The sequence below is a fragment of the Streptomyces sp. NBC_01476 genome (assembly GCF_036227265.1).
Classification (GTDB): domain Bacteria; phylum Actinomycetota; class Actinomycetes; order Streptomycetales; family Streptomycetaceae; genus Actinacidiphila.
This window is the reverse complement of the sequence record NZ_CP109446.1, coordinates 6,255,762-6,279,309: the sequence shown is the minus strand read 5'-3', so window position 1 is coordinate 6,279,309 and position 23,548 is coordinate 6,255,762. Positions and strand designations below refer to the sequence as shown.

The window sequence follows — 23,548 nt, the reverse complement described above, 5'->3', positions numbered from 1 at the left end:
CGGCCGTCACCGCCACTCCGGCACGCGGGTTCCGGCTGCTCGGCTGAGCCCTGGACGGCGCCGGACTCCCGGTCAGCGGAAGGACGATCACCGTTCCGGTGACCGCCGACCGCACCGTCGTCGCGCGGTTCGGCCCGTCGGAAGAGGACCCGGCCGGCTGACCGGCGCGGCTTGACCAGCGGGCCCGGGCAGGCACGAGGAGGGGAGCCCGGGTCCGCTGCGGCAGCGGGAGGCGTCAGCCGTGGTTGACCGGTAGGACGTCGGGCGAGAGCGTGCTCGCCCGCGCGGTGGCACTGGTCATCCGGCGGCGGTGGTGCCGGCGGCAGAGCACCTCGTACCCGACGTCGTCGGCGTCACGGTCCACGTCGCCGATGACCACCTGGGCGCCCTCGACGACCATCACGCCGCCGGCCGTACGGGCGTTGTGGGTGGCGCGTTCGCCGCACCAGCACAGCGCCTCGACCTGCAACGCCTCCACCCGGTCGGCGAGTTCGATCAGCCGCTGGGAGCCGGGGAAGAGCCGGGTGCGGAAGTCGGTGGTGATGCCGAAGGCGTAGACGTCCTTGTCGAGTTCGTCCACCGCCCGGGCCAGCTGGTCTATCTGGCCCGGCGCCAGGAACTGGGCCTCGTCCACCACCACGTAGTCCACCCGGCCGCCGCGGCTGATCTTCTCGACCAGATAGCCGTACAGGTCCGCGTCGTCGGTGACCTCCACCGCGTCGGTGACCAGGCCGAGGCGGGAGGAGAGCTTGCCCTGGCCGGCCCGGTCGTCACGGGTGAAGATCACCGACTGCAGGCCGCGGGCGGTGCGGTTGTGGACGATCTGCAGGGCGAGGGTGCTCTTGCCGCAGTCCATCGTTCCGGAGAAGAAGACCAGTTCGGGCATGGGAAGGGCGACGGCCTTTCGGGGGACGACGGGGCCGGGTTCTCCGGTACGGAGTTCTCCGGCGCGGGACGCTCGGGGCGGGGGTCGGTGCGGGGACTTCGGGGGGCGGGACGTTCGAGGGCGGGACGTTTTCGGTGCGGGGCCTTCCGTACGGGCCTTCCGATGGGCGTTCGGCGGGGAGCCGGCGGCTCGGGGTGCGCCGGTCAGGACCTCAGGAGCGTACTTCCAGCAGCGGCACCAGTTGCTCGACGGGGGCCAGCGAGCCGTGCAGCCCGATCATCTTCGACTCCCCCGGCTCGCTGCGGGTGGCCACGACCGCCATGTCGTCCCGGGCGGCGGCCACCACGTCGCCGATCCGGCCGAGCATCCTCGCCTCGGGTGCGGGCCCGAACCACCCGGCGGCGACGGCCTCTTCGCGGCCGGCCACCCACATCCGGTCCCCCAGCACCTCGCTCCACACCGCGAGGACGTCGCCGGCCGCGCCGGGCACCGCGTAGACGTGCCGGGCCCTGCCCTCGCCGCCCAGCACCGCGACGCCGGCCCGCAGTTCCCAGTCCTCGTCGAAGTCGATCCGTGACTCCTCGTCGAAGGGCACGTCGAGCATGCCGTGGTCGGCGGTGACGTACAGGGCGCTGCGCGGCGGCAGTTGCTCGGCGAGCCGCTGCACCAGCCGGTCGACCATCATCAGCTGGCCACGCCACGCGTCGGAGTCCACGCCGTGCCGGTGGCCCATCGCGTCCAGTTCGCTGTAGTACGTGTAGACCAGCGTGCGGTCGGCCGCCCCCAGCCGGTCGGCGGCCAGGTCCACCCGTTCCTCGCCGGTGAGGCGGCCGTGGAAGGTGCCGCCGGAGAGCGCGATCTTGGTGAGCGGGGTGCCGGCGAAGGCCGGCGAGGACACCTGGCAGGTGGCGATCCCGGCCGCGTCGGCCAGCGCGAAGACGGTGGGGTGCGGCTGCCAGACGCCGGGCGGGGTCCACGGCTGCCAGCGCAGCTGGTTCATCAGCTGACCGGTGTCCGGGTTGAGCGTGGTGTAACCGGCCAGGCCGTGCCCGCCCGGCGTCAGACCGGTGCCGACCGACGCCAGCGAGGTGGCCGTAGTGGCCGGGAAGCCCGCGGTGATCGGGCGGCCGGTGCCGCCGCGCGAGGTGTCCAGCAGCGAGGTGAGATAGGGCGCCTCGTCCGGGTGCCGCAGGATCAGCTCCCAGCCCAGGCCGTCCACCAGGAAGAGGCAGACCCGGTCGGCGGGTTCGAGACGCATGCCGGTGAGGGGCATGCCGGGGACGGCGAACCCGGCGACGGCGGCCGGGATGACGTCACACAGCGCCCCCGTGCCGTACTCCGGGGCGGGGGCGGTGCGCGGGTCGAGCGGCTCGAAGCCGTACGCGTCAGGGAGCAGGGGGACCATCAGTCCGTGGCCGCGGTCGCCTCGGAGAGCGCCTGGGCGAACGCCAGCGTCTGGCGGACCGCGTCCGGGCCGTCGCCCGCCTCGCTGACCCGCAGCGAGAGGTCGTCGGCGGTGGACGAGCCGGTGTAGCCGTGGTCGGCCTCGCAGTTGGGGTCGCCGCAGGCTGCGGGCTCCAGGTCGAGCCGGGAGACGGCGCCCCAGCCGATGGTGAGCACCACCTCGCGGGGCAGTGTGCCGGGGGTGTAGGACTCCGGATTGGCGACGACCCGGCTGACCACGACGGACGCGATCCGGCCGATCTTCACCGATTCGGTGGACGTGGTGGCGTACGGGCTCGGCGAGGTGTCGTCGGCGGCCTGCTCATCGGTGTGGCTGACCAGGAAGCGGCTGGCGGTGAGCACCAGGACGGTGACGTGCCGGCGGACCTCGTTGGCGTCGAAGGTGGTCTCCTGGTGGACCAGGTACGAGGAGACCGGCTCGCGGCCGACCGCCGCCTCGACGGCCTCGGCCACCAGGGCCGGGTAGTAGCCGCTGCGCTCGATCGCCGTGCGCAGGCCCTGTGTCGTGGTACCGGTCTTCGCCATGCCGACCATCCTAAGGGCGCGGGGTGCGCCGGCGGCTCCTTGGGAGGCGGGCGCCGCGTGGGGCCGGCCGGGCGGCGACGGCGTCGGCCACGGTCAGAAAGAGGACAGCGCACGCGGCCCGAGGTCGGTGCGGGCGGGCGGTTTCGCCAGCCGTACCCAGGCACCGAGCACGGTGAGGCCGTGCGCCGCGACCACCACCGGCTCCAGGTCCACCGCGACCACCTCCGGCAGGTCGTCGGCGAGCATCGACACCCGCAGCAGGAGTTCCTCCAGCGCCGCGGTGTCCACGGGTTCCGCGCCCCGCCAGCCGAAGAGCAGCGGTGCCGCCTTGATGGACCGCACCAGTTCCGCTGCGTCCCGGTCGGTGGCCGGAACCAGCCGGTGCGCCACGTCGCCCAGCAGTTCGGAGGGTGCCCCGGCGAGTCCGAAGGAGAGCAGCGCCCCGGCCGCGGGGTCCACCCCGGCCCGTACCACCGTGTCCACGCCCCGCGGCGCCATCGGCTGCACGACCGGCAGCAGCTCGGCGGGCTCGCCGAGCCGCGCGGTCAGCTCCTCGTACGCCCGCCGCAGGTCGCCCTCGTCGGCGAGGTCGAGCCGGACGCCGCCGAGATCGGCCCGGTGCCGCAGGTGCGGGGCGGTGGTCTTGAGCGCCACCGGGTAGCCGAGCCGGGCGGCGGCGGCCACCGCGGCCTCCGGGTCGGGGGCCGGCAGGGTCCGGCGGACGTGGATGCCGTAGCGGCCGAGCAGCGTCGCCGTGTCCTCGTCGGAGAGCACGGTCTCGGTCTGCGCGGGTGCGCCGGCGGGCAGCAGCCGGGCCACGTCCTCGGCTGCCGCGGCCTGCTGGATGTCGTCGAACTCCGGGACCCGGCCGGGTTCCGCGGCGCCGGCCCGCCAGGCGGCATAGGCGGCGGCCTCGGCCAGTGACCCGACCGCGCGGTCGGCGGCGCGGTAGGCGGGGATACGGGCGCCGGGTCCGGCGGGGTCGGCGAGCCGGTCGGCCATCGCGTCGAGCGCGAGGTGGACGACGGCCACGGGTTTCGTGGCGCCGTCGGCGGCCCGGCGCAGGGCCTCGGCGAGGGCGGGGTCGTCGCCGGACTCCGGGTCGGGGCCGGCGGGCCCCGGGTCCGCCGGTGTCCCGGAGGGGTCGCCGGCCGCTCCCGCGGGTGCCACCGGTCCGCTCTCGGAGCCGACCCTGGGGATCACGGTGACCAGCACCGCGTCGTTGCCCTCGTCGGCCAGGGCGGCGGTGAGGGCCGCGGTGATGTCCTGCGGGCGGGCCGCGGTGGTGAGGTCGAGCGGGGCGGCGGGGCGCAGCCCGGCGGTGAGGGCCGCGTCATAGGTGAGCAGGCCGATGGACTCGGAGTTGCCGAGGATGGCCACCCGGTCGCCGGCCGGCAGTGGCTGGAGGGCGAGGAAGAGCCCGGCGTCGAGGAGTTCGGTGACGGTGTCCACCCGGATCACACCGGCCTGCCGGAAGAGCGCGGAGACGGTACTGTCCGGGATCCGGGCGACCGGGACCGCGTGCCCGGCGGGCACCGAGCCGGAGTGCAGGGCGCCCTTGACCACCACCACCGGTTTGGCGGCGGCGGTACGGCGGGCGAGCCGGCTGAACTTCCGTGGGTTGCCGAAGGATTCGAGGTACATCAGCACCGCGTCGGTCTCCGGGTCGTCCTGCCAGAACTGCAGCAGGTCGTTGCCGGAGACGTCGGCGCGGTTGCCGGCCGAGACGAAGGTGGAGGGGCCTGCGCCCCTGCGGTGCAGGCCGGAGAGGAGGGCGATGCCGATCGCCCCGGACTGGGTGAACAGGCCGAGCCGGCCGTGGCGCGGCATCTCCGGCGAGAGCGAGGCGTTGAGGGCGATGTCGGGGGCGGTGTTGACGATGCCGAAGGCGTTGGGGCCGATCACCCGCATGCCGTGGCTGCGGGCCTGCCGGACCAGGTCGCGCTGCCGCTCCCGCCCTTCGGGGCCGGTCTCGGAGTAGCCGGCCGCGACCACCACCAGGCCGCGTACCCCGGCCTCGCCGCAGTCGGTGACCGCTTCGGGCACCCGGTCGGCGGGGACGGCGACGATCGCGAGGTCCACTTCGGCGCCGATGGCGCGGACCGAACGGTGGCCGGGGACACCGTCGAGGTCGGCGCCTGCGGCGGGGAAGGAGTGGTTGACCGCGTAGAGCCGGCCGGTGAAGCCGCCGGCCACGATGTTGCGCAGCACCGTCCGGCCGATCCCGCCGGGGCGGCGGCCCGCGCCGACCACCGCGACCGAGGCGGGGCGCAGCAGCCGCTGGACGGAGCGGGCCTCGGCGCGGTGCTCGCGGGCCCGCATCACCTGGACCGACTCGTCGGTGGGCTCCAGGTCGAGGTCGAGGTGGACCACGCCGTCGGCGAAGCTGTGCTGCTGGGTGTAGCCGGCGTCGGTGAAGACCTTCACCATCTTGCGGTTGGCGGGCAGGACTTCCGCGGTGAAGTGCAGGATGCCGCGTTCCCTGGCGACCGCGGCGATGTGCTCCAGCAGGGCGGAGGCGACCCCGCGGCCCTGGTGGGCGTCCTGGACCAGGAAGGCCACCTCGGCCAGGGTGCCGGCCGCCCCGGAGGCGGGCCGGCCGTCCGCGGTGGTGCGGTCGTAGCGGACGGTGGCGATGAACTCGCCGCCCACGGTGGCGGCCAGGCCCACCCGGTCGTTGTAGTCGTGGTGCGTGAAGCGGTGCACGTCACGGTCGGAGAGCCGGGGGTAGGGGGCGAAGAAGCGGAAGTACTTCGACTCGTCGGAGACCTTCTCGTAGAAGTCGACGAGCCGGCCCGCGTCGCCCGGACCGATCGGACGGATGTGGGCGATGCCGCCGTCGCGCAGGACGACGTCCGCCTCCCAGTGGACCGGGTAGGGGTGAGCCGGCTGCTCCGTCATGGCCCCAGCGTAAGCGGGCGCGCCCTACTCGCGCGGCCGACGCGTAACAGGCAGGCTGGACGCACTGTGCGGGACCTAACCGAAGGGCATCACCATGGCTGAGCGCCGCGTCAACGTCGGCTGGGCAGAGGGTCTGCACGCCCGCCCGGCGTCCATCTTCGTCCGCGCGGCGATGGCCGCCGGCGTGCCGGTCACCATCGCCAAGGCGGACGGCGGCCCGGTGAACGCGGCGTCGATGCTGGCCGTGCTGAGCCTGGGCGCACAAGGGGGCGAGGAGGTCGTGCTCGCCTCGTCGGCCGAGGGCGCCGACGCCGCGCTCGACCGGCTGGCGAAACTCGTCTCGGAAGGGCTCGACGAACTGCCGGAAACCGTCTGAGAGATCTTCTTCCGGACCCGGGCGGCGCTTATTTCAGGCCACCGCCCGGCCGCGGGCAGCGGAATGCAACGGGGCCGGACATTCCCCCATGGAATGTCCGGTCCCGCTTTCTTGCATTTACGCGGGCCACAATTCTATGCCCTTGTATACGGTGTGAATGTTAAGCGCGGCGGCGCACCGCGTTTACGGGATGTTTCAGGATCCTCACCGCGGCCGCCCGCTCCACGTGCACCGCGGCCAGCCGGCGGGCCCGTTCGGCGTCGCCGCGCGCCACCGCGTCGATGATCGCGGCGTGCTCCTCCCACGACTCGGCGGCCCTGGTGGTGCCGCCGTCGCCGTACACCCAGGCGATCTTGTGCCGCAGCTGGGTGAGCAGGGCGGCCAGTGTCGGGCTGCCGGACGCCTGGGCCAGCGTCTCGTGGAACCAGCCGTCGAGGGACGGCAGGTCGGACAACTGCCCCTGCACCGCGCGTTCCTGCCCGAGCCGGACCAGACCGCGCAGCACCTTCAGGTGCGCCTCGGTCCGCCGCTGGGCCGCGCGGGCGGCGCCCAGTGGCTCCAGCAGTCCGCGTATCTCCAGCAGGTCGGCCGCCTCCTGCTCGGTGGGCTCCGCGACGGAGGCCCCGGCATGTCTGCGGGTCCGGACGAACCCTTCGGACTCCAGGGTGCGCAGTGCTTCGCGCACCGGCACCCGGGAGACCCCGTACCGCTGCGCGAGCAGCTCCTCGGTCAGCCGGCTGCCCGGCGCGAAGAAACCGCCGACGATGTCGTCGCGGATGGCCGTACACACCACCTGCGCCGAGATACGCCGCCCCGCGCCGTCCGCCCCGTTCACGTCCGGTTCCGCATCGCCGACTCCGTTTCTTTCCCCGTATTGTGCCGCGACTCTATTCCAGCACACCGGGAAAAGGGAAAGCACCCCTGGAATAGTTGGATTGTTTTTGGACAGGAGGGGCGCTTTCGGGCACGCCCGGGACCGATCCGGAGCGCTTTAGGACACCAACGGACAAGGACGAAGGCCCCGGCGGGGGCAGCCGGGGCCTTCGGTCGTGCCGGTCCGCGGCCGGGGCGGCGGACCGGAGCCGGATCAGATCGTGACGCCGTGCGAGGCCATGTACGCGACCGGGTCGATGTCGGAGCCGTAGTCGGGGGTGGTGCGCACCTCGAAGTGCAGGTGCGGGCCCGTGACGTTGCCGGTGGCGCCGGAGATGCCTATCTCCTGGCCCTCGGTGACCGTCTGGCCGGCCGACACCAGCGGCTCGGTGAGGTGGCCGTAGAGGGTGTACTTGCCGTCGGCGTGCTTGATGATCACGTCGTTGCCGTAGGCGCCGTCGGCGCCCGCGGAGATCACCGTGCCGACCGCGACCGCGTGGACCGGGGTGCCGGAGCCGACCAGGAAGTCCACACCGGTGTGCGAACCGCTGGACCACAGCGACCCGGAGGCCTTGTAGCCGGTGCCGATGGCCGCGTCGCCGACCGGCTTCATCCAGCCGGAGTCGGTGCTGACGGGCAGTGCGGCCCGCGCCTCGGACCGGCTGGCGGCGGCCGGCGCCGCGGTGCGGACCGCCGCGGCCTTCGCCGCCGCGGCTGCCTTGGCCTCAGCCTGTTCCCTGGCCTTCGCGGCAGCGGCGGCCCTGGCCCGGGCCTGCGCCCTGGCCTGCGCCGCGGCCTTGGCCTTGGCCTTGGCGGTGTCGGCTGCCTTGTGCTGGCTCTCGGCCTGGGCGGCCAGGGTGTGCGCCAGGGACGCGTGCACGTCCAGGGCCTGGGTGAACGCGGTGGGCTGCGCGGCGGCCGCGGGGGCCTGCCCGGGGGCGGCCATCGCGCTGGCGCCGATGGCGCCGCCCGCGGTCAGTACGGCGATCCCGGCCACGGTGGCGGCGGTACGCCCGGGGTGGACGCGACGGTGCTTCCCGCCGGGGGCGGGCAGAAATTTGAACGCCATGAGGAGGCGTCGCTCCTTTCCTTCCTTCTCGCCTACCGGGTTAGCTGACGGGTTCGGAGCAGGAAGGTCTCCTACGGGGCATCCGCGGCTACGGCGGCGGGTGGCCCCGATTCACCCCAGGGACGTGGGTCCCCGGCTCCCCTCGCGGGGACTCGGCGATGTCTGGGTGCGGCCGGACGAATCGGACGCTGCTGCCTTTCACGGGCAACGCGCGTTGACGCTAACCGGGCACTTGGCCGTACACCAAACAGATCAGCTGATATGTAGCGCACGCCACACACACCCCGGCAGGGCGCAAAACACCCCGGAACCCCGATGCCTGAGGGGCGACCGGGGTTCCGGGGTGTGGGGGTGAAGCCTGCGGCGGGCTCGCGGAGCCCGGCCGGCACCTCGCCGGTGCGGCCCGGTGTGCCGTCAGCCGATGACGCTCACCGGACCGATCCCGAGGGCCCGTACCGGCTCCTCGATGGAGGCCGCGTCACCGACCAGGACCACCACCAGGCGGTCCAGCGGGAAGCCGTTCACCACCGCCGCGGTGGCCTCCACGGTGCCGGTGGCCGCCAGCCGGGCGTACAGCCGGGCCTGGTAGTCGTCCGGCAGCTCCTGCTCCACCTGGTCGGCGAGCGTGTCCGCGACCGCGGCGGCGGTCTCGTACCGCAGCGGTGCGACCCCGACGAGATTCTGCACCGCGACGTCCCGCTCCTCCTCGGTGAGACCGCCCTCGGCGAGGGTGCGGATCACCTGCCAGGTGTCGGCCAGCGCCGGGCCGGTCACCTCGGTGGCCACCGAGCCGCTGATCGCCAGCAGCGCGGCGCCGGTGCCGTCGGCCGAGCTGAGCAGCACCTGGGCGAAGGCCCGCACGCCGTAGGTGTAGCCCTTCTCCTCGCGCAGCACCCGGTCCAGCCGTGAGGTGAGGGTGCCGCCGAGGCTGTACGTGCCGAGCACCTGGGCCGCCCACACCGGGTCCTGGCGGTCGGGCCCGGTACGGCCGATCAGCAGCTGAGTCTGCACCGCGCCCGGCCGGTCCACGATCACCACCCGGGCGGTGTCGTCCGAGGTGAGCGCCGGGCGGGGACGCGGCTTCGCGGCGCCCCCGGTCCAGCGGCCCAGGGTCTCGGTGAGCAGCGCCGGCAGGTCGATGCCGGTGAAGTCGCCGACCACCACGACGGTGGACGTCGCCGGCAGGACATGGGCGGTGTAGAACTCCCGGACCGCTGCCGCGTCGATGCCGCGGACGGTCTCCTCGGTGCCCTGACGCGGCCGTGAGATGCGCAGCGTGGACGGGAAGAGCTCCTTGGACAGCGCCATGGCCGCGCGGCGGGCCGGGTTGGCCAGCTCGTGCGGGATCTCGTCGAGCCGGTTGGCGACCAGCCGCTTCACCTCGGACTCGGCGAAGGCGGGGGCGCGCAGCGCCTCGGCGAGCAGGCTGAGCGCCTTGTCCAGCCGGGAGGCGGGCACTTCGAGGGAGACCCGGACACCGGGGTGGTCGGCGTGCGCCGACAAGCTGGCGCCGCACCGCTCCAGCTCGGCGGCGAACTCCTCGGCGCTGTGCTCGTCGGTGCCCTCGGAGAGCGCCCTGGCCATGATGGTCGCCACGCCCTCCAGGGCCTCCGGTTCCGCGTCCAGCGGCGCGGCCAGCACCACCTCGACCGCGATCACCTGCTGTCCCGGCCGGTGGCTTGTGAGCAGTGTCACCCCGTTGGGCAGGGTGCCGCGCTCGGGCGCCGGGAAGGCCCACGGCTTGGGCTCGCCCGGCTGCGGCTGCGGGTGGAACGTCATGACGGCCGCGGTGTCGCTCACGCTTCGCTCTCTTCCTGCTCGGTCGCCTCGGTGGCTTCGGCGCCCTCGGCACCCTTGGCGTTTTCGGCGCTTTCGGCGCCTTCGGCCTGGTCGCCCCCGGTGGGTTCGTAGACGAGGACCGCCCGGTTGTCGGGCCGCAGCCGCCCCGCGGCCACCGCCTTGACCTCCTCGGCGGTGACGGACAGCACCCGCTGCACCGCGGTCAGCGCGAGCTGCGGGTCGCCGAAGAGCACCGCGAACCGGCAGAGTTCGTCGGCCCGTCCGGCCACGGTCGCCAGCCGGTCCAGCCACTCCCGCTCCAGCTGCGCCTGGGCCCGCTCCATCTCCTCGGGCGTCGGGCCCTCCTCGGCGAAGCGGGCCAGCTCCTCGTCCACCGCGCTCTCGATGGCGGTCAGTTCGACCCCGGAGGACGCCTTGACGTCCAGCCAGCCGAGGGAGGGCGCCCCCGCCAGCCGCAGCAGCCCGAAGCCGGCCGTCACCGCGGTGCGGTCGCGCCGCACCAGCCGGTTGTGCAGCCGGGAGGACTCGCCGCCGCCGAGCACGGTCAGCGCCAGGTCGGCCGCGTCGCCCGCCCGGGTGCCGTCCTCCGGCAGCCGGTAGGCGGCCATCAGGGCGCGGGAGGGCACGTCCTCCTCGACGACCTCGCGCAGCTGGCCGCCCATGACGTCGGGCAGCGAGCCGTCGCGCGGCGCCGGCTTGCCGTCGTGCGCGGGGATGGTGCCGAAGTACTTCTCGATCCAGGCAAGCGTCTGCCCCGGGTCGATGTCCCCGACCACCGACAGGACCGCGTTGCCAGGCGCGTAGTAGGTGCGGAAGAAGGCCCGGGCGTCCTCCAGGGAAGCCGCGTCCAGGTCCTCCATCGAGCCGATCGGGGTGTGGTGGTAGGGGTGCCCGTCGGGGTAGGCGAGCGCGGTGAGGCGTTCGAAGGCGGTGCCGTACGGCACGTTGTCGTACCGCTGGCGGCGCTCGTTCTTCACCACGTCCCGCTGGTTGTCCAGGCTCTCCTGGTCCAGCGCGGTGAGCAGGCTGCCCATCCGGTCCGCTTCCAGCCACAGGGCCAGTTCGAGCTGGTGGGCGGGCATGGTCTCGAAGTAGTTGGTGCGCTCGAAGCTGGTGGTGCCGTTGAGCGAACCGCCCGCGCCCTGTACCAACTCGAAGTGGCCGTTGCCCTTCACGCTGGCCGAGCCCTGGAACATCAGGTGCTCGAAGAGGTGAGCCAGGCCGGTACGGCCCTTCACCTCGTGCCGCGAACCGACGTCGTACCAGAGGCAGACGGCCGCGACCGGGGTGAGGTGGTCCTCGGAGAGCACCACCCGCAGGCCGTTCGACAGGCGGTGTTCGGTGGCTGTCAGGCCGCTGGAGTGTGCCTCCGGGGTGGCCGTGTGACCCATGGGCAAGCTGTCCTTCCGGTCGCTGCTGCGTGACTGCGTAGAGTGCTGCCACTCTAGGGAAGCGAGCCGGTGCCGCGCGAAGTTCCCGCCCACGGCGCGCTCGCGGCGGGCGGTGGTCCGCGCTGTCGGTGGCGCGGTCCACAATGGTCCGCAGCAGTCCCGACCGGGCCGCGGGGCGTCAAGTCCCGCCGGTCCGGCAGCAGTCCCCAGGTCCAGAAGAAGGAGCGCCGCCGAGATGGCCCGCCGCACGACGAAGACCCCGCCGCCTCCCGACGACGGTTTCGAGGAGCGCATCCTCGACATCGACGTCGTGGACGAGATGCAGGGCTCCTTCCTTGAGTACGCCTACTCGGTGATCTACTCGCGCGCGCTGCCCGACGCCCGCGACGGCATGAAGCCGGTGCACCGCCGCATCGTCTACCAGATGAACGAGATGGGCCTGCGTCCGGAGCGGGGCTACGTCAAGTGCGCCCGGGTCGTCGGCGAGGTGATGGGCAAGCTCCACCCGCACGGCGACTCGTCCATCTACGACGCCATGGTGCGGATGGCGCAGCCCTTCTCCCAGCGGCTGCCGCTGGTCGACGGCCACGGCAACTTCGGCTCGCTGGACGACCTGCCGGCCGCGATGCGGTACACCGAGGCCCGGATGTCCGGTCCGGCGCAGCTGATGGTCGAGTCGATCGACGAGGACACCGTCGACTTCGCGCCCAACTACGACGGCCAGGAGCAGGAGCCGGCCGTCCTGCCGTCGGCCTACCCCAACCTGCTGGTGAACGGCTCGTCGGGCATCGCGGTCGGCATGGCCACCAACATGCCGCCGCACAACCTCGGCGAGGTCATCGCCGCCGCCCGCCACCTGATCCGCTACCCGAACGCCGACCTCGACGCCCTGATGCGGCACGTCCCCGGGCCGGACCTGCCCACCGGCGGCCGGATCATCGGCCTGTCCGGCATCCGGGACGCGTACGAGTCGGGCCGCGGCACCTTCAAGATCCGCGCCACCGTCACGGTGGAGGACGTCACGGCCCGCCGCAAGGGCCTGGTGGTGACCGAACTGCCCTTCAATGTCGGGCCCGAGAAGGTCATCGCCAAGATCAAGGACATGGTCGGCGCCAAGCGGCTGCAGGGCATCGCCGACGTCAAGGACCTCACCGACCGCGAGCACGGCCTGCGGCTGGTCATCGAGATCAAGAACGGCTTCAACCCCGAGGCCGTGCTGGAGCAGCTCTACAAGCTGACGCCGATGGAGGACTCCTTCGGCATCAACAACGTCGCCCTGGTGGACGGCCAGCCGCTCACCCTGGGCCTGCGCGAACTGCTCCAGGTCTATGTCGACCACCGCTTCGAGGTGGTCCGCCGCCGCAGCGAGTTCCGCCGCACCAAGCGCCGCGACCGCCTGCACCTGGTAGACGGCCTGCTGGTGGCCCTGGTCGACATCGACGAGGTCATCGCGATCATCCGGGCCAGTGAGAACGCCGCGGCGGCCAAGCAGGGCCTGATCGAGCGGTTCGGGCTGTCGGAGATCCAGACCCAGTACATCCTCGACACCCCGCTGCGCCGGCTGACCCGCTTCGACCGGATCGAGCTGGAGTCCGAGCGGGACCGGCTGAACGCGGAGATCGCCGAGCTGACCCGGATCCTGGAGTCCGACACCGAGCTGCGCAAGATGGTCTCGGCCGAACTGGCCGCGGTCGCCAAGCAGTACGGCACCGAGCGCCGCACGGTACTGCTGGAGTCGGCGGACTCGCCGGTCTCGGCGGTGCCGCTTGAGGTCGCCGACGACCCGTGCCGGGTACTGCTCTCCTCGACCGGCCTGCTGGCCCGTACCGAGATCGGCGGTGACCTCGGCGAGAGCGCCGGGCGGCGCGCCAAGCACGACGTGATCGTCTCGGCGGTGCCCACCACCGCCCGGGCCGATGTCGGCGCGGTCACCTCCACCGGGCGGCTGCTGCGGCTGACCGTCATCGACCTGCCGATGCTGCCGCCCACCGCCGGCCCGCCGTCGCTGGCCGGGGGCGCGCCGATCGCCGAGTTCCTGTCGCTGGAGGACGGCGAGCGCGTGCTCTGCCTGACCACGCTGGACGAGTCCTCGCCCGGCCTCGCGCTCGGCACCGAACAGGGCGTCGTCAAGCGGGTGGTGCCGGACTACCCGTCGAACAAGGACGACCTGGAGGTCATCTCCCTCCGGGACGGCGACCAGGTGGTGGGCGCGGTCGAGCTGCGGACCGGCGAGGAGGACCTGGTCTTCATCACCGACGACGCCCAGCTGCTGCGCTACCCCGCCTCCCAGGTGCGCCCGCAGGGCCGCGCGGCCGGCGGCATGGCGGGCATCAAGCTGACCGACGGCGCGAAGGTGATCTCCTTCACCGCGGTCGACCCGGCGGTGGACGCGGTGGTCTTCACCGTGGCGCGGGCCGAGGGCACGCTGGAGGACGCCGAGCAGGCCACCGCGAAGCTCACCCCGTTCGACCAGTACCCGCGCAAGGGCCGGGCGACCGGCGGTGTGCGCTGCCAGCGATTCCTGCGCGGTGAGACGGGGCTCGCGCTGGCCTGGGCCGGTCCCGCCCCGGCCCGCGCGGCGACCGCCACCGGCGCCGCCGCCGAACTGCCGCCGAAGGACCCGCGCCGCGACGGCTCCGGCGTCCCGCTGCTCAAGCCGGTGGCGGTGGTGGCCGGCCCGGCGTGAGGCCGCCACGGCCCGCAGGGCGCCCGAACGGATTCACGCCGCCGGGCCGACTAGGCTCGGCGGCGTGATCACGTGTACGAAGGCGTCCCTCGAACTGGCCGAGGACGTGGCAGGAACCGGTGCGGTCGCCCGCACCTGGCTGCTCGTCGAGCAGCCGGGCAGCTGGGGCGCGAAGGCGCTGCGGAGCAGCGGCCTCGACCCCGCGGTGGGGCGCGTGCTGGAGGAACGGGCCGACGGCACGGGGGTGCGGATCGGGCTGATCCGGCGTCCGGACCGCCCGGCCGGTCCTGGCCCGCGCCGGGTGCTGCTCGCCCACACCGCGCCGCACGACCCGTGGGTGCGGACCGCCGATGTCGCCGACCCGGCGGAGCTCACCGCGCTGGACTTCCGGGCCCTGGGCGCGGGCGCGCACGGCGGTTTCGGGGCTCCGTACCAGGGGCCGCCGATCGCCCTGGTGTGCACCAACGGCAAGCGCGACCGCTGCTGCGCGGTGTACGGCCGCCCGCTCGCCGCCGAGCTGGCGGCCTCCGGCGGCTACGACATCTGGGAGACCACCCATCTCGGTGGGCACCGCTTCGCGCCCACCATGCTGGTCCTGCCGTACGGCTACAGCTACGGCCGGGTGGACGGCCACCACGCCAAGGCGATCCTGGAGGCGGCGCACTCGGGGCAGGTCGTCCTCGACGGCTGCCGAGGCCGCTCGGCCTGGGAGGCTCCGGGGCAGGCCGCCGAGCTGGCGGTCCGCGCGCTGACCGGTGAGGAGCGGGCGGACGCCCTCACCGTGACCGGCACCGAGACCGGCCCCGACGGCTGGACCGTGCGCGTCGCCCACACCGACGGGCGCGGCTGGCAGGTCACGGTGGCCCGGCGGCCCGCCCTGCCGCCGCGCCCGGTGAGCTGCGGCGCGGACCCGGTCACCCCGGACCGCCTCGCGGTCACCACCGTCACCGCCGTGACGGCGGTCACCGGGGCGGGGCCGGTGGCACCCACGGTTTGAGGTTCTGCACGGACTCGGTGGTGAACGCTCAGCGCCCCGGAGGTGACCGAGCGGGCCGGGTTGAGCCGCTCCACCGCGAGCGCTACCTCAAGCACCTGGAGCCTCCGGCCGGGTGCCCGGCAGGTCCGCCGGGCGGGTCAGATGGGTCCGCCTGGCTCAGGCGGCGCCGGCTCCGGTGAGCGAACGCACCTCCGTCTCGGCGAATTTGCCCTCATCGGCCGGCTCCGGCGACAGCACGGTGCCGAGCCAGCCGGCCAGGAAGCCCAGCGGGATGGAGACCAGGCCGGGGTTCTCCAGCGGGAAGAGGTGGAAGTCCACCCCGGGGAAGAGGGCGTCGGGCCGCCCGGACATCACCGGCGACAGCACCACCAGCACCAGCGCCGGTACGAGGCCGCCGTAGATCGACCAGACCGCGCCCCGGGTGGTGAAACGGTGCCAGAACAGCGAGTACAGCAGCGCGGGCAGATTCGCCGACGCCGCCACCGCGAAGGCCAGGCCGACCAGGAACGCGATGTTCTGGTCCTGTGCGAAGAGGCTGAGCCCGATCGCCACCGTGCCGATGCCGACGGCGGCGAACCGGGCCACCCGCACCTCCTGCTGCTCCATCTCCCCGTCGGTCCCGGCCTGTTGAACCGGGACGGACGGGTTGGCGGGGTTGGCGGGGTCGGCCGGGGCTGCCGGTGCGGTCTTCGCGGTCCGCCGCCGGCCGTGCCTGCCCTGGGTGGGCGGTCGCCGCCAGGAGGCGTAGAGGTCGTGCGCGACCGAGGCCGAGGAGGACAAGGTGATGCCGGCCACCACGGCGAGGATTGTCGCGAAGGCCACCGCGCCCACCACCGCGAAGAGCACCGTGCCCCCGGTGGTGCCGCTGCCGCCGCCGAGGATCTCGGCGAGCAGCGGGACCGCGGTGTTCCCGGCCGCGTTGGAGTCCCGGACCGTGTCCGAGCCGACCACTGCCGCGGCGCCGAAGCCCAGCACGATCGTCATCAGGTAGAAGACGCCGATCAGCCCGATCGCCCAGACCACCGACCGCCGCGCCGAACGGGCGGTCGGCACCGTGTAGAAGCGCGACAGGATGTGCGGCAGGCCGGCCGTCCCGAGCACCAGCGCGACGCCGAGGCTGATGAAGTCCAGCCGCGAGGTCGCGTTCGCCCCGTACTTCAGCCCGGGCGCCAGAAACGCGTTCCCCTGCCCACTGCCGTTCGCCGCCGACCGCAGCAGGTCCCCGAAGTCGCCGTGGAAACGCACCAGCACCATCACGGTCAGCGCGATCGTGCCGCCCATCAGCAGCACCGTCTTGACGATCTGGATCCAGGTGGTGGCCCGCATCCCGCCGAAGGACACGTAGAACACCATCAGCGCGCCGACCCCGATCACCGTCCAGGTGCGTACCGCGGTCCCCTGGCCGCCGCCGAGCAGCAGCCCCACCAGGCTGCCGGCGCCCACCATCTGGGCCACCAGATAGAGGATCGAGACGGTCACCGATGCGGTGCCGGCCGCGATCCGGACCGGCCGCTGCCGCATCCGCGCGGAGAGCACGTCGGCCATGGTGTACCGCCCGCAGTTGCGCACCAGCTCCGCGACCAGCATCAACACGACCAGCCAGGCCACGAAGAAGCCCACCGAGTAGAGCAAGCCGTCGTAGCCGAAGAGCGCGATCAGCCCGGAGATACCGAGGAACGACGCCGCCGACATGTAGTCCCCGGCGATCGCCAGCCCGTTCTCCATCGGTGAGAAGAGCCGCCCGCCGGCGAAGAACTCCACCGAAGAGCTCCGCCGCCGCCCCGCCCACGCGGTGATCGCCAGCGTCACCGACACGAAGAGCGTGAACAGCACAATCGCCAGGCCCTGGTGTTCCCCGGCCACGTCCGCCAGATGTGCCGTCCCGGTCACCGCACCCGCTCCTGTCCGGTCCTGGTGGCCAGCGTCCACCGCAGATCGAGCGCCGCCCGGTCCCTGCGCAGCCGCGCGTGCCGCGCATAGGCCCACGTGAGGGCGAAGGTGCTGGCGAACTGCGCCAGCCCCGCGACCAGCGCCACATTCAGCTCACCGGCCACCGGGTGCGCCATCAGCCCGGGCGCGGTGGTCGCCAGCACGACATACAGCAGGTACCAGGCCACAAAGCCGACCACCGCCGGAAAGACGAACTTCCGGTACCGGTCCCGTACTGCCCGGAACTCCGCGCTGCCCTGCACTTCCAGATAGACCGCCGCCCGGTCGGCGCCCACCACGGGCTCCGCGTACTCCGTCCCGGCACCGTCGGTCTGCGGACCCTCTCCCCCGCCCGGCTCGACCTGTTCGGTCCACCCGGGCGTCTCGGGGGCCTGCTGGTCCGGCACCCACAGGCCGGCCGCTCCGGCGTTCTGCCAGGGATCGTCCACCCGCAGCACCGTCGGGTCACCCCCGTCGTGCTTGTCCACCGAACTCTCCTCGTTCCACCGGCCGATCGGCCGTGCGCCCAATCATGGACAGAGCGGGAAGATCCAGCAGCAACAAGGAGAAACCTTCACCTCATCAGGTGATGCCGTGCCGGTATGCATATCCGACAGCCTGAGCGCGATCCCGTACTCCGGTCTTGGCGAACAGATTGTTGATGTGGGTCTTCACGGTCGCCATGCTCACGTGCAGGCGGGCGGCGATCTCCGTGTTGGACAAGCCCTCCGCCACCAGCGCCAGCACCTCCGCCTCCCGCGCGGTCAGCCCGTCCGGCAGTTCGCCCCGCGCCCGCCGGCCGCCGTCTCCTCCGGCGCCCTCCCGACCGGTCGGGCCCCCCGGCCCCGCCGCCGCCCACGCGTCCAGCACCCTGCTCTGCACCGCGGGCGACAACCCCGCCCGCCCGGCCGTCACTTCGGCGATCGCCCGGGCGATCTCCTCCCCTCCCGCGTCTTTCGTCAGATATCCCCGCGCCCCGGCCCGCAGCGCCGGGAAGAGCGAATCGTCGTCCTCGAAGGTGGTCAGCACCACCACCTGCGTGCCCGGGAACTCCGAACGGATCCGACGGGTGGCCTCCACCCCGTCGCAGCGCGGCATCCGCAGGTCCATCAGCACCACCTCCGGCCGCTGTTCCGCCACCAGCCGCACCGCCTCCTCCCCGTCCGCCGCCGCCCCGACCACCTCGATGCCGGGCAGCAGCCCCAGCAACATCACGATCCCTTCGCGCACCACCGTCTGGTCGTCCGCGACCACCACCCGCGTCACGCGGGAACCCGCAAGCGCACCACGAAGCCCTCCTCGGCCGGTCCGGCGTCCAGCGCGCCGCCCAGCAGCTCGGCGCGCTCCCGCATCCCCCGAAGACCGTAGCCCGATCCGGATGCCCCCAGAGAGTTGTCCACAGGCGTTCTTCCCCCGTAGTCCCTGAACTCCAGCTCGACCTCCCGCGGCCGGTACTCCAGCCGCAGCGCGACCTTCGCCCCCGGCGCGTGCTTACGCACATTCGTCATCGCCTCCTGCGCCACCCGCCGCACCGCGAGCCCGGCCTCGGCCGGCAGCCTGCGCGACTCCCCCGTCACCTCCAACCGCGCCCCCTCCGAAGCCACCAGTTCCCGGAGGAACTCCTCCACCGGCGCCATCTCGCCCCGCAGCGCGGAGAGCGCCTGCCGTGTCTCGGCGAGCCCCTCACGGGCCATCCGCCGGGCCGCGACAACCCGCTCCAGCACCAGCTCCCGGTCCGCACCCCGCTCGATCAGCAGCCTCGTCGCCTCCAGGTGCACCGTCTGCGCGGACAGGCTGTGCGCCAGCACGTCATGGATCTCCCGGGCGATCCGCGCGCGCTCGCCCAGCGCGGCCGACTCCGCCTCGGCCAACCGCGCCGCCCGCTCCTGCGCCAGCAGACGCTGGGTCTGCCCCCGCGCGTCGGCGTCGAGCCGCACGACATACCCGGCCAGCAACAGCCCCAGCGACGTCAGGATGGCGCTCAGCGGCTTGTCCCCACCGTCCAGCGCCACGAAGGCGGTCAGCGACACCGCGGCCAGCGGCGCCCCTGCGGCCAGCGGCAGCCGTTCGACGGACACCACCGCGCAGCCGCACCACACCACGACCCCGCCGACCGGGGTGTCCAGCAGGTGGGCGAGGCCACCCCCGGCGATCAGCAGCGCGATCAGCCCGACCGCGGGCCACAGCCGGTGGTGCAGGGTGACCCGGAAGTAGGCCCGGAGCATGGCGTACCCGACCGCCAGCCCCAGCACCGCGAGGGCGGTCTGCCAGGAGTTGAGCCCGCCCTTGGCGACGATCCACCATGTCGCGCCGCCGAACAGCACGAGCCGTACCCCGCGGCCGAGCGAGCGCCGGGCGGCGGGCCGGCCCTCCCGGGAGAGCGCCTCCTGCAGCGGCCAGGCCGTCCAGCTGTTCATGAGACCGTACGGTACGACGGCTCCAGACTCCGGGCCCGACGGATTAGCACCCCGGTGCGTATCAGCAGGGTGACGGCGACCGCGAGCAGCACCGACCCGGAACTCTGGTGGACGTCCTCCGCGGCGGCGATCGCGTACAGCCCGACCCGCACGGCTATGCCCAGCACCCAGACGGCGAGGGTGGCCTTGGTGCCCTGAGCCCACACCGTGCCGTCCGGCTTGGTCCACATCCGGGTGGTGGTCGCCCACACCACGCCCATGGCGAGGCCGACGACCAGTTCCGCGACGAAGAGTGCTGCCGCCGCGTCCGGGTGGTGCGCGTCTATGAGGCCGCCGTCCCGCACCGCGAGCACGATCAGCACGCCCGGAATCAGCCACCAGCGGCCGCTGCCGACCTGGCGGGGCCGGAGCTGGCGGGCGATCACGATGCCGATGACCGCGACGATCACCACGGCATTGACCAGACCGGACATGACGGACGCCTCCGAGAGATGGATTCGGGAGTGGGCGGGTGTGCTGCCCACGTTTTGAATCTACGGAAACACGCAGGTCAAAGGATCAAGCCAGGGGTGGAAACCTTCTCTCCACCCCCAGGTGGAGCCGCCAGGGCCGACGGCTCCGGCCCGACTCCGCGCGGACCCGACCGGCCACCGGGCCGACCCGGCGCCGGCCCGAATTCCGTTGAACAAACGGCGGATTCGCCCGGATACCCTTCACGAGATGAGCATCAACTTCGCGGCCAGCTGGTGCGGAAGTGACCTGGGGGGTCATCGTTCCCCTTCCGGCGGCTACGTCCGCTCCTCCTACGATTCCTTGCCTCCCCTGGACACACGACTTTTCCAGGGGACCTTCGAGTGGCTCGGGGGAAGCACCGGAATCTCTGCGCGCAACGCCGGGGAACTTCGAACGCTGACTGAGCAGTTGGACAGGAGGGGGCTGTCGCTCCCTGCAGACTTCCTGGCTTTCTACGCCTCGGAGAACCTCCCGGACGCACTGGAGGACAACGCGCCGACGAGCTGTTGGAGCAGCCTTTCCGAGCCGATACCCAGCCCGGTCGAGCCCGGCGCCTTCCTCGTTCGCTTCTTCCGCGACCAGCAGGACTGCGTTCTCTGGTACCTCTACCTGCGGCCCGGCAGTCCGGCCTTCGTGGTGCACTCTCATCTTGAGTACGGGTACGAGTACGAGGCCCACGTCAGTGGTGGCGCTTTCCGCGGGGACAGCGATATCGACGACAGGGAGGAGCAGTTGGCCGCTCTCCAGTACTGCGCTGCCACCTTCGAGGAGTGGGCTTAGTCGCTGTTGTCGTTCCGAATTTGAGGGCGGCGTTTTCACTGGTCAGGCATGGGTTGGGTAGTTCGGTGGGAGGTGTGGCCTGTCGGGTTGTCGCTCGCTGGGGAGGCCGGGATGCCGTCGGTTGTCGGACTGCTGGAACAGCACGAGGTTGCTGCTCGTCGTCGGGTCGACGGGCTGCGGGAGGAGGCTGATCGGATCCAGGCCGAGCTGGCCGAGGCCGAGCAGGAATGGCAGGAGTGGTCGGTCGCCCGCAGGCGAGTCGACGCGGTGCTGGCTTCCGGCGGCGATGACCAGGCGGAAGCCTCCCAAAGCTCGCGGGATGCGGTGCAATCGAGGTCACAGGTGCCTGTGTGGCGCGAAGGGCTTGCCTGTTCGGTCCTGTCGGTGGACTACCAGCGGATCGTGCAGGCACTCGCCGACCGGTCCCGGCTTCATCAAGGGCCCTTGACTTGCCAGGAGATGGCCGCGGTGTTCGGGATGGACGTGGTGCCGGCGCGGGTGGAGGCCTTGCGGGCGAAGGCGAAACGCCTGGTCGCGCGGGGATGGCTGACCGAGCCCTCACCGGGCCAGTTCACGCTGGCGAAGGGTGTGGCCGGGCCAGTCGGCGGGTCATGAGCAGGGTCATCGACCAGTAGACGATCGCCTCCGCGCTGGTGGTGCGGCGTTCGTAGTCGCGTGCCAGCCGGCGGGTGCGCATCAGCCAGGCGTTGGTGCGCTCAACGATCCACCGCTTGGGCAGGACCACGAAACCCTTCTGGTCGTCGCTGCGTTTGACGACCTGCAGGACCAGCGCGAGGACGGCCAGGCAGTGCTCGACGAGGCTGCCGGTGTATCCGCCGTCTGCCCAGACCAGGACCAGACGGTGATGCGCCTCGGCCACCCGCTGGAGCAGGACCTTCGCGGCGGTGCGGTCTCCGACGTCCGCAGCGGTGACCATCACGCCCAGCAGCAGCCCGAGACTGTCGACCACCAGGTGCCTTTTGCGGCCGTTGATCAGCTTCCCGCCGTCGAAGCCGCGGCTGTCCGAGCCCACCACGGCGTCGGCCTTGACCGACTGGGAGTCGATCACGGCGGCCGTCGGCTCGATGTCCCGCCCGGCACGGGTGCGGACCCGGTCGCGCAGCCGGTCGTGGAACTCCCCGATCAGGCCGCGGTCGCGCCAGCGGCGGAAGAACGCGTAGACCCGGTCCCACGGCGGGAAATCGGCCGGCATCGCGCGCCACTTGATTCCGTTGTCGACCAGATACCGGACCGCGTCCAGTATGGCCCGGTGGCAATACGCCTCCGGCTGCCCGCCGCGGCCCCGCATCCAGCCCGGCACCGGCAGCAACGGCCGGACCACCTTCCACTCCTCGTCCGTCATGTCCGACGGATAACGCGGCTGCCGGGCCCCGTTGTCGGCGGCGTTTCCGAACCGGTGTGCCAGGCAGTCACACCCCGGAGTGACCGAACTGGACGGCCCAGCCATCGACACGGAACACTCCAACACCGGGGCCTCCTGACGTTGTTCGTTGATTCGACACCATCGAACTGTTCAGAAGGCCCCACCCTTATGCACCGACCATGCCGTCACCACCCAAACGGGAACCCCGGTTCGAAGCCCACTCCCCAAGGCCGGAACGACAACAGCAACTTACCGCTTCTGGATCGAAGCCCGCATCGACGAAGCCTTCGAGAGCGAGGACGGACCGTCCCTCGACAAAGAGCAACGCGCATACGTGGACCACTACCACGCATCCCACCACCGGTCACCGTCTGCTTGATCACGGAGCGCCGTGAGAACTGTCGCGCCGGAGCCCAGGAGAGGGGGAGCCTCCACGTGTCCGCCCGCCGTCAGCGGCGCGGGCCACGGCGGAACAGCTGCGCCTCCCCGAGCTCACACCAGCGGGTGCGGGCCCTCCGAAGCGGTCCCGCACCGCGCCCTGGCGGAAATCACACGTCGATCCGCGCCCGGTCCAGCGTCGCCGCCGAGTTGGTGATGAACCAATCAGGCAACCTTCTGACCTGCGGCGGAGCGGCTACTTGCGCGCTGACCTGGCGTTTCTCCGACGGGTGGCGTTGGCCCCCGACGGCCGTTTTCCCCTGTCCTGCGGACCGTTTGCGGACTGGGGCCACCGGCCCCGCGTCCATTGGTCAGGGATGGGGCGATCCGGGAATTGTGATCCCGCCGCCCCGGAAAGCGGTGGCCACGCTGCCGCTCGCGCTGCGCGAGTACCCAGCACCGCTGTTGCGATCCTCGACCAGATCCGCCGGCTGCAAGCCGACCGCGCCCTGAGGTACGACGTCGAGACCGACCGGGACCAGCGCAACACCATGACCCTCAAAGACGTCGCCTACCGCGTGCACACCCAGATGAAACTGGCCCCTGACGCTGGCGCCCCGGCCGCGAAGTACCGTGCCCAGTTCCGCCGCCGCGTCGAGCGCGGCCAGTGCTTCTCCCAGCCCTTCCTCGGCACGCGTGAGTTCGCGGGTTACTTCGGGCCGACGGGCTCGGCGCCGGTGGAAGGGCGCCCGATCGACCGCAACGACGAGCTGGGGGGTGATGCTCCACTCGATCGAATACACCGACGAGGGCGAGCGCTACCGCTGGTTCAACGCCCGTCTGCAACACGGTGTGCTTGAAGTCGGGAAGCCGCTGGGCCCCGACGACGTCGACATGCCGAAGGCGTCCTGGCGCAAGGGGGCCTGATGCTCCTGCACCGCCTCGTCGCGTACAACGCCCGGCGCACCGACGCGCCGCCTGCCTACTACCGGCACAAGCAGATCGCTTGGAAAGTCACCCTGCACGAGCGTGGCGTGTCCCTGGACAACATCCGCCCCCCGCGGGCCGCCAAGGGCGAACCCCAGGACCGCGGCGTCCTCCGCCCCGCCCCTCACGTCCACCGCACCAGGGCCGTAACGCCCCTCCTCCTGGCGGACACCGCCGAGTACGTCCTCGGAA

At 72.5% G+C, this 23,548-nt stretch carries 20 protein-coding genes, 2 pseudogenes and 1 riboswitch; of the genes and pseudogenes, 8 read left to right on the top strand and 14 right to left on the bottom strand.

Annotated elements, in window-relative coordinates; translation table 11 throughout:
• Positions 1–235: 235 nt before the first annotated feature.
• From OG552_RS27485 to OG552_RS27470, 4 genes are all read right to left on the bottom strand, one after another.
• The gene (locus OG552_RS27485; protein ID WP_329137380.1) at positions 236–886 is read right to left on the bottom strand and encodes a thymidine kinase; all 651 of its coding nucleotides are present in this window, start codon (positions 884–886) and stop codon (positions 236–238) included.
• Between the two features lie 211 nt (positions 887–1,097).
• Complete coding sequence (locus OG552_RS27480) at positions 1,098–2,291, bottom strand: alkaline phosphatase family protein (protein WP_329137377.1); 1,194 nt, start codon at positions 2,289–2,291, stop codon at positions 1,098–1,100.
• Positions 2,291–2,875, bottom strand: coding sequence for a DUF5998 family protein (locus tag OG552_RS27475; protein WP_329137375.1), 585 nt, complete (start codon positions 2,873–2,875; stop codon positions 2,291–2,293). Before OG552_RS27475 ends, OG552_RS27480 begins: the two co-directional genes overlap by 1 nt.
• Positions 2,876–2,968: 93 nt before the next feature.
• Positions 2,969–5,776 carry a bifunctional acetate--CoA ligase family protein/GNAT family N-acetyltransferase gene (locus OG552_RS27470; protein ID WP_329137373.1) on the bottom strand — a complete coding sequence of 936 codons (2,808 nt, stop codon included), beginning with the start codon at positions 5,774–5,776 and terminating at the stop codon, positions 2,969–2,971.
• A gap of 94 nt (positions 5,777–5,870) precedes the next feature.
• Here OG552_RS27470 and OG552_RS27465 point away from each other — a divergent pair, with 94 nt between their 5' ends.
• Positions 5,871–6,152 carry an HPr family phosphocarrier protein gene (locus OG552_RS27465; protein ID WP_329137372.1) on the top strand — a complete coding sequence of 94 codons (282 nt, stop codon included), beginning with the start codon at positions 5,871–5,873 and terminating at the stop codon, positions 6,150–6,152.
• 160 nt (positions 6,153–6,312) lie between these two features.
• Here the strand turns inward: OG552_RS27465 and OG552_RS27460 are convergent, their stop codons facing one another.
• From OG552_RS27460 to OG552_RS27445, 4 genes are all read right to left on the bottom strand, one after another.
• Complete coding sequence (locus tag OG552_RS27460; protein ID WP_329137370.1) at positions 6,313–6,987, bottom strand: GntR family transcriptional regulator; 675 nt, start codon at positions 6,985–6,987, stop codon at positions 6,313–6,315.
• A gap of 252 nt (positions 6,988–7,239) precedes the next feature.
• Positions 7,240–8,094, bottom strand: coding sequence for a M23 family metallopeptidase (locus tag OG552_RS27455; protein WP_329137368.1), 855 nt, complete (start codon positions 8,092–8,094; stop codon positions 7,240–7,242).
• A gap of 15 nt (positions 8,095–8,109) precedes the next feature.
• A riboswitch (cyclic di-AMP (ydaO/yuaA leader) is annotated at positions 8,110–8,262 on the bottom strand.
• 246 nt (positions 8,263–8,508) lie between these two features.
• Positions 8,509–9,873 carry a M16 family metallopeptidase gene (locus tag OG552_RS27450; protein WP_329141179.1) on the bottom strand — a complete coding sequence of 455 codons (1,365 nt, stop codon included), beginning with the start codon at positions 9,871–9,873 and terminating at the stop codon, positions 8,509–8,511.
• A 17-nt stretch (positions 9,874–9,890) separates the two neighbouring features.
• Positions 9,891–11,285 carry a M16 family metallopeptidase gene (locus OG552_RS27445; protein ID WP_329137366.1) on the bottom strand — a complete coding sequence of 465 codons (1,395 nt, stop codon included), beginning with the start codon at positions 11,283–11,285 and terminating at the stop codon, positions 9,891–9,893.
• A gap of 235 nt (positions 11,286–11,520) precedes the next feature.
• Between OG552_RS27445 and OG552_RS27440 the strand changes: the two genes are divergently transcribed.
• Positions 11,521–13,971, top strand: a complete 2,451-nt coding sequence (locus OG552_RS27440; protein WP_329137364.1) for a DNA gyrase/topoisomerase IV subunit A — start codon at positions 11,521–11,523, stop codon at positions 13,969–13,971.
• 64 nt (positions 13,972–14,035) lie between these two features.
• Entirely contained in the window at positions 14,036–14,968 is a 933-nt protein-coding gene (locus OG552_RS27435; RefSeq protein WP_329137363.1) for a sucrase ferredoxin, read from the top strand.
• 156 nt (positions 14,969–15,124) lie between these two features.
• Here the strand turns inward: OG552_RS27435 and OG552_RS27430 are convergent, their stop codons facing one another.
• From OG552_RS27430 to OG552_RS27410, 5 genes are all read right to left on the bottom strand, one after another.
• Positions 15,125–16,831 (bottom strand): solute symporter family protein, encoded by a 1,707-nt coding sequence (locus OG552_RS27430; protein WP_329141178.1) that lies wholly within the window; start codon positions 16,829–16,831, stop codon positions 15,125–15,127.
• A 23-nt stretch (positions 16,832–16,854) separates the two neighbouring features.
• Positions 16,855–17,385, bottom strand: coding sequence for a DUF485 domain-containing protein (locus OG552_RS27425; protein WP_329137361.1), 531 nt, complete (start codon positions 17,383–17,385; stop codon positions 16,855–16,857).
• A gap of 94 nt (positions 17,386–17,479) precedes the next feature.
• Positions 17,480–18,109, bottom strand: a complete 630-nt coding sequence (locus OG552_RS27420) for a response regulator (protein WP_443071202.1) — start codon at positions 18,107–18,109, stop codon at positions 17,480–17,482.
• Between the two features lie 50 nt (positions 18,110–18,159).
• Positions 18,160–19,314 (bottom strand): sensor histidine kinase, encoded by a 1,155-nt coding sequence (locus OG552_RS27415; protein ID WP_329137358.1) that lies wholly within the window; start codon positions 19,312–19,314, stop codon positions 18,160–18,162.
• On the bottom strand, positions 19,311–19,838 hold the full coding sequence (locus OG552_RS27410) for a DUF1453 domain-containing protein (RefSeq protein WP_329137356.1): 528 nt from the start codon (positions 19,836–19,838) through the stop codon (positions 19,311–19,313). The genes OG552_RS27415 and OG552_RS27410 overlap by 4 nt, the downstream gene beginning before the upstream one ends.
• Positions 19,839–20,034: 196 nt before the next feature.
• Here OG552_RS27410 and OG552_RS27405 point away from each other — a divergent pair, with 196 nt between their 5' ends.
• On the top strand, positions 20,035–20,607 hold the full coding sequence (locus OG552_RS27405) for a hypothetical protein (RefSeq protein ID WP_329137354.1): 573 nt from the start codon (positions 20,035–20,037) through the stop codon (positions 20,605–20,607).
• A 111-nt stretch (positions 20,608–20,718) separates the two neighbouring features.
• Positions 20,719–21,222 (top strand): hypothetical protein, encoded by a 504-nt coding sequence (locus tag OG552_RS27400; RefSeq protein ID WP_329131284.1) that lies wholly within the window; start codon positions 20,719–20,721, stop codon positions 21,220–21,222.
• Here OG552_RS27400 and OG552_RS27395 read toward each other — a convergent pair.
• Positions 21,179–21,970 carry an IS5 family transposase gene (locus OG552_RS27395; protein ID WP_329131283.1) on the bottom strand — a complete coding sequence of 264 codons (792 nt, stop codon included), beginning with the start codon at positions 21,968–21,970 and terminating at the stop codon, positions 21,179–21,181. The genes OG552_RS27400 and OG552_RS27395 overlap by 44 nt on opposite strands.
• Before the next feature lie 776 nt (positions 21,971–22,746).
• On the opposite strand from OG552_RS27395, the pseudogene OG552_RS27390 reads away from it, so the two are divergent.
• The 3 genes and pseudogenes from OG552_RS27390 to OG552_RS36500 all read left to right on the top strand — a co-directional run.
• A pseudogene (locus tag OG552_RS27390) lies at positions 22,747–23,040 on the top strand (hypothetical protein); the annotation flags it as partial.
• 109 nt (positions 23,041–23,149) lie between these two features.
• Positions 23,150–23,296 (top strand): hypothetical protein, encoded by a 147-nt coding sequence (locus OG552_RS27385; protein ID WP_329141399.1) that lies wholly within the window; start codon positions 23,150–23,152, stop codon positions 23,294–23,296.
• Positions 23,296–23,541, top strand: a pseudogene (locus OG552_RS36500) (hypothetical protein); the annotation flags it as partial. The gene OG552_RS27385 and the pseudogene OG552_RS36500, both read left to right, overlap by 1 nt.
• Positions 23,542–23,548 lie beyond the last annotated feature (7 nt).

Bases quoted from the DNA above. Each gene is read 5' to 3' on its own strand.
- OG552_RS27485 (WP_329137380.1), bottom strand. From the start codon at position 886: ATGCCCGAACTGGTCTTCTTCTCCGGAACGATGGACTGCGGCAAGAGC.
- OG552_RS27480 (WP_329137377.1), bottom strand. From the start codon at position 2,291: ATGGTCCCCCTGCTCCCTGACGCGTACGGCTTCGAGCCGCTCGACCCG.
- OG552_RS27475 (WP_329137375.1), bottom strand. From the start codon at position 2,875: ATGGCGAAGACCGGTACCACGACACAGGGCCTGCGCACGGCGATCGAG.
- OG552_RS27470 (WP_329137373.1), bottom strand. From the start codon at position 5,776: ATGACGGAGCAGCCGGCTCACCCCTACCCGGTCCACTGGGAGGCGGAC.
- OG552_RS27465 (WP_329137372.1), top strand. From the start codon at position 5,871: ATGGCTGAGCGCCGCGTCAACGTCGGCTGGGCAGAGGGTCTGCACGCC.
- OG552_RS27455 (WP_329137368.1), bottom strand. From the start codon at position 8,094: ATGGCGTTCAAATTTCTGCCCGCCCCCGGCGGGAAGCACCGTCGCGTC.
- OG552_RS27450 (WP_329141179.1), bottom strand. From the start codon at position 9,873: ATGACGTTCCACCCGCAGCCGCAGCCGGGCGAGCCCAAGCCGTGGGCC.
- OG552_RS27445 (WP_329137366.1), bottom strand. From the start codon at position 11,285: ATGGGTCACACGGCCACCCCGGAGGCACACTCCAGCGGCCTGACAGCC.
- OG552_RS27440 (WP_329137364.1), top strand. From the start codon at position 11,521: ATGGCCCGCCGCACGACGAAGACCCCGCCGCCTCCCGACGACGGTTTC.
- OG552_RS27420 (WP_443071202.1), bottom strand. From the start codon at position 18,109: ATGTTGCTGGGGCTGCTGCCCGGCATCGAGGTGGTCGGGGCGGCGGCG.
- OG552_RS27415 (WP_329137358.1), bottom strand. From the start codon at position 19,314: ATGAACAGCTGGACGGCCTGGCCGCTGCAGGAGGCGCTCTCCCGGGAG.
- OG552_RS27405 (WP_329137354.1), top strand. From the start codon at position 20,035: ATGAGCATCAACTTCGCGGCCAGCTGGTGCGGAAGTGACCTGGGGGGT.
- OG552_RS27400 (WP_329131284.1), top strand. From the start codon at position 20,719: ATGCCGTCGGTTGTCGGACTGCTGGAACAGCACGAGGTTGCTGCTCGT.
- OG552_RS27395 (WP_329131283.1), bottom strand. From the start codon at position 21,970: ATGACGGACGAGGAGTGGAAGGTGGTCCGGCCGTTGCTGCCGGTGCCG.
- OG552_RS27385 (WP_329141399.1), top strand. From the start codon at position 23,150: ATGCTCCACTCGATCGAATACACCGACGAGGGCGAGCGCTACCGCTGG.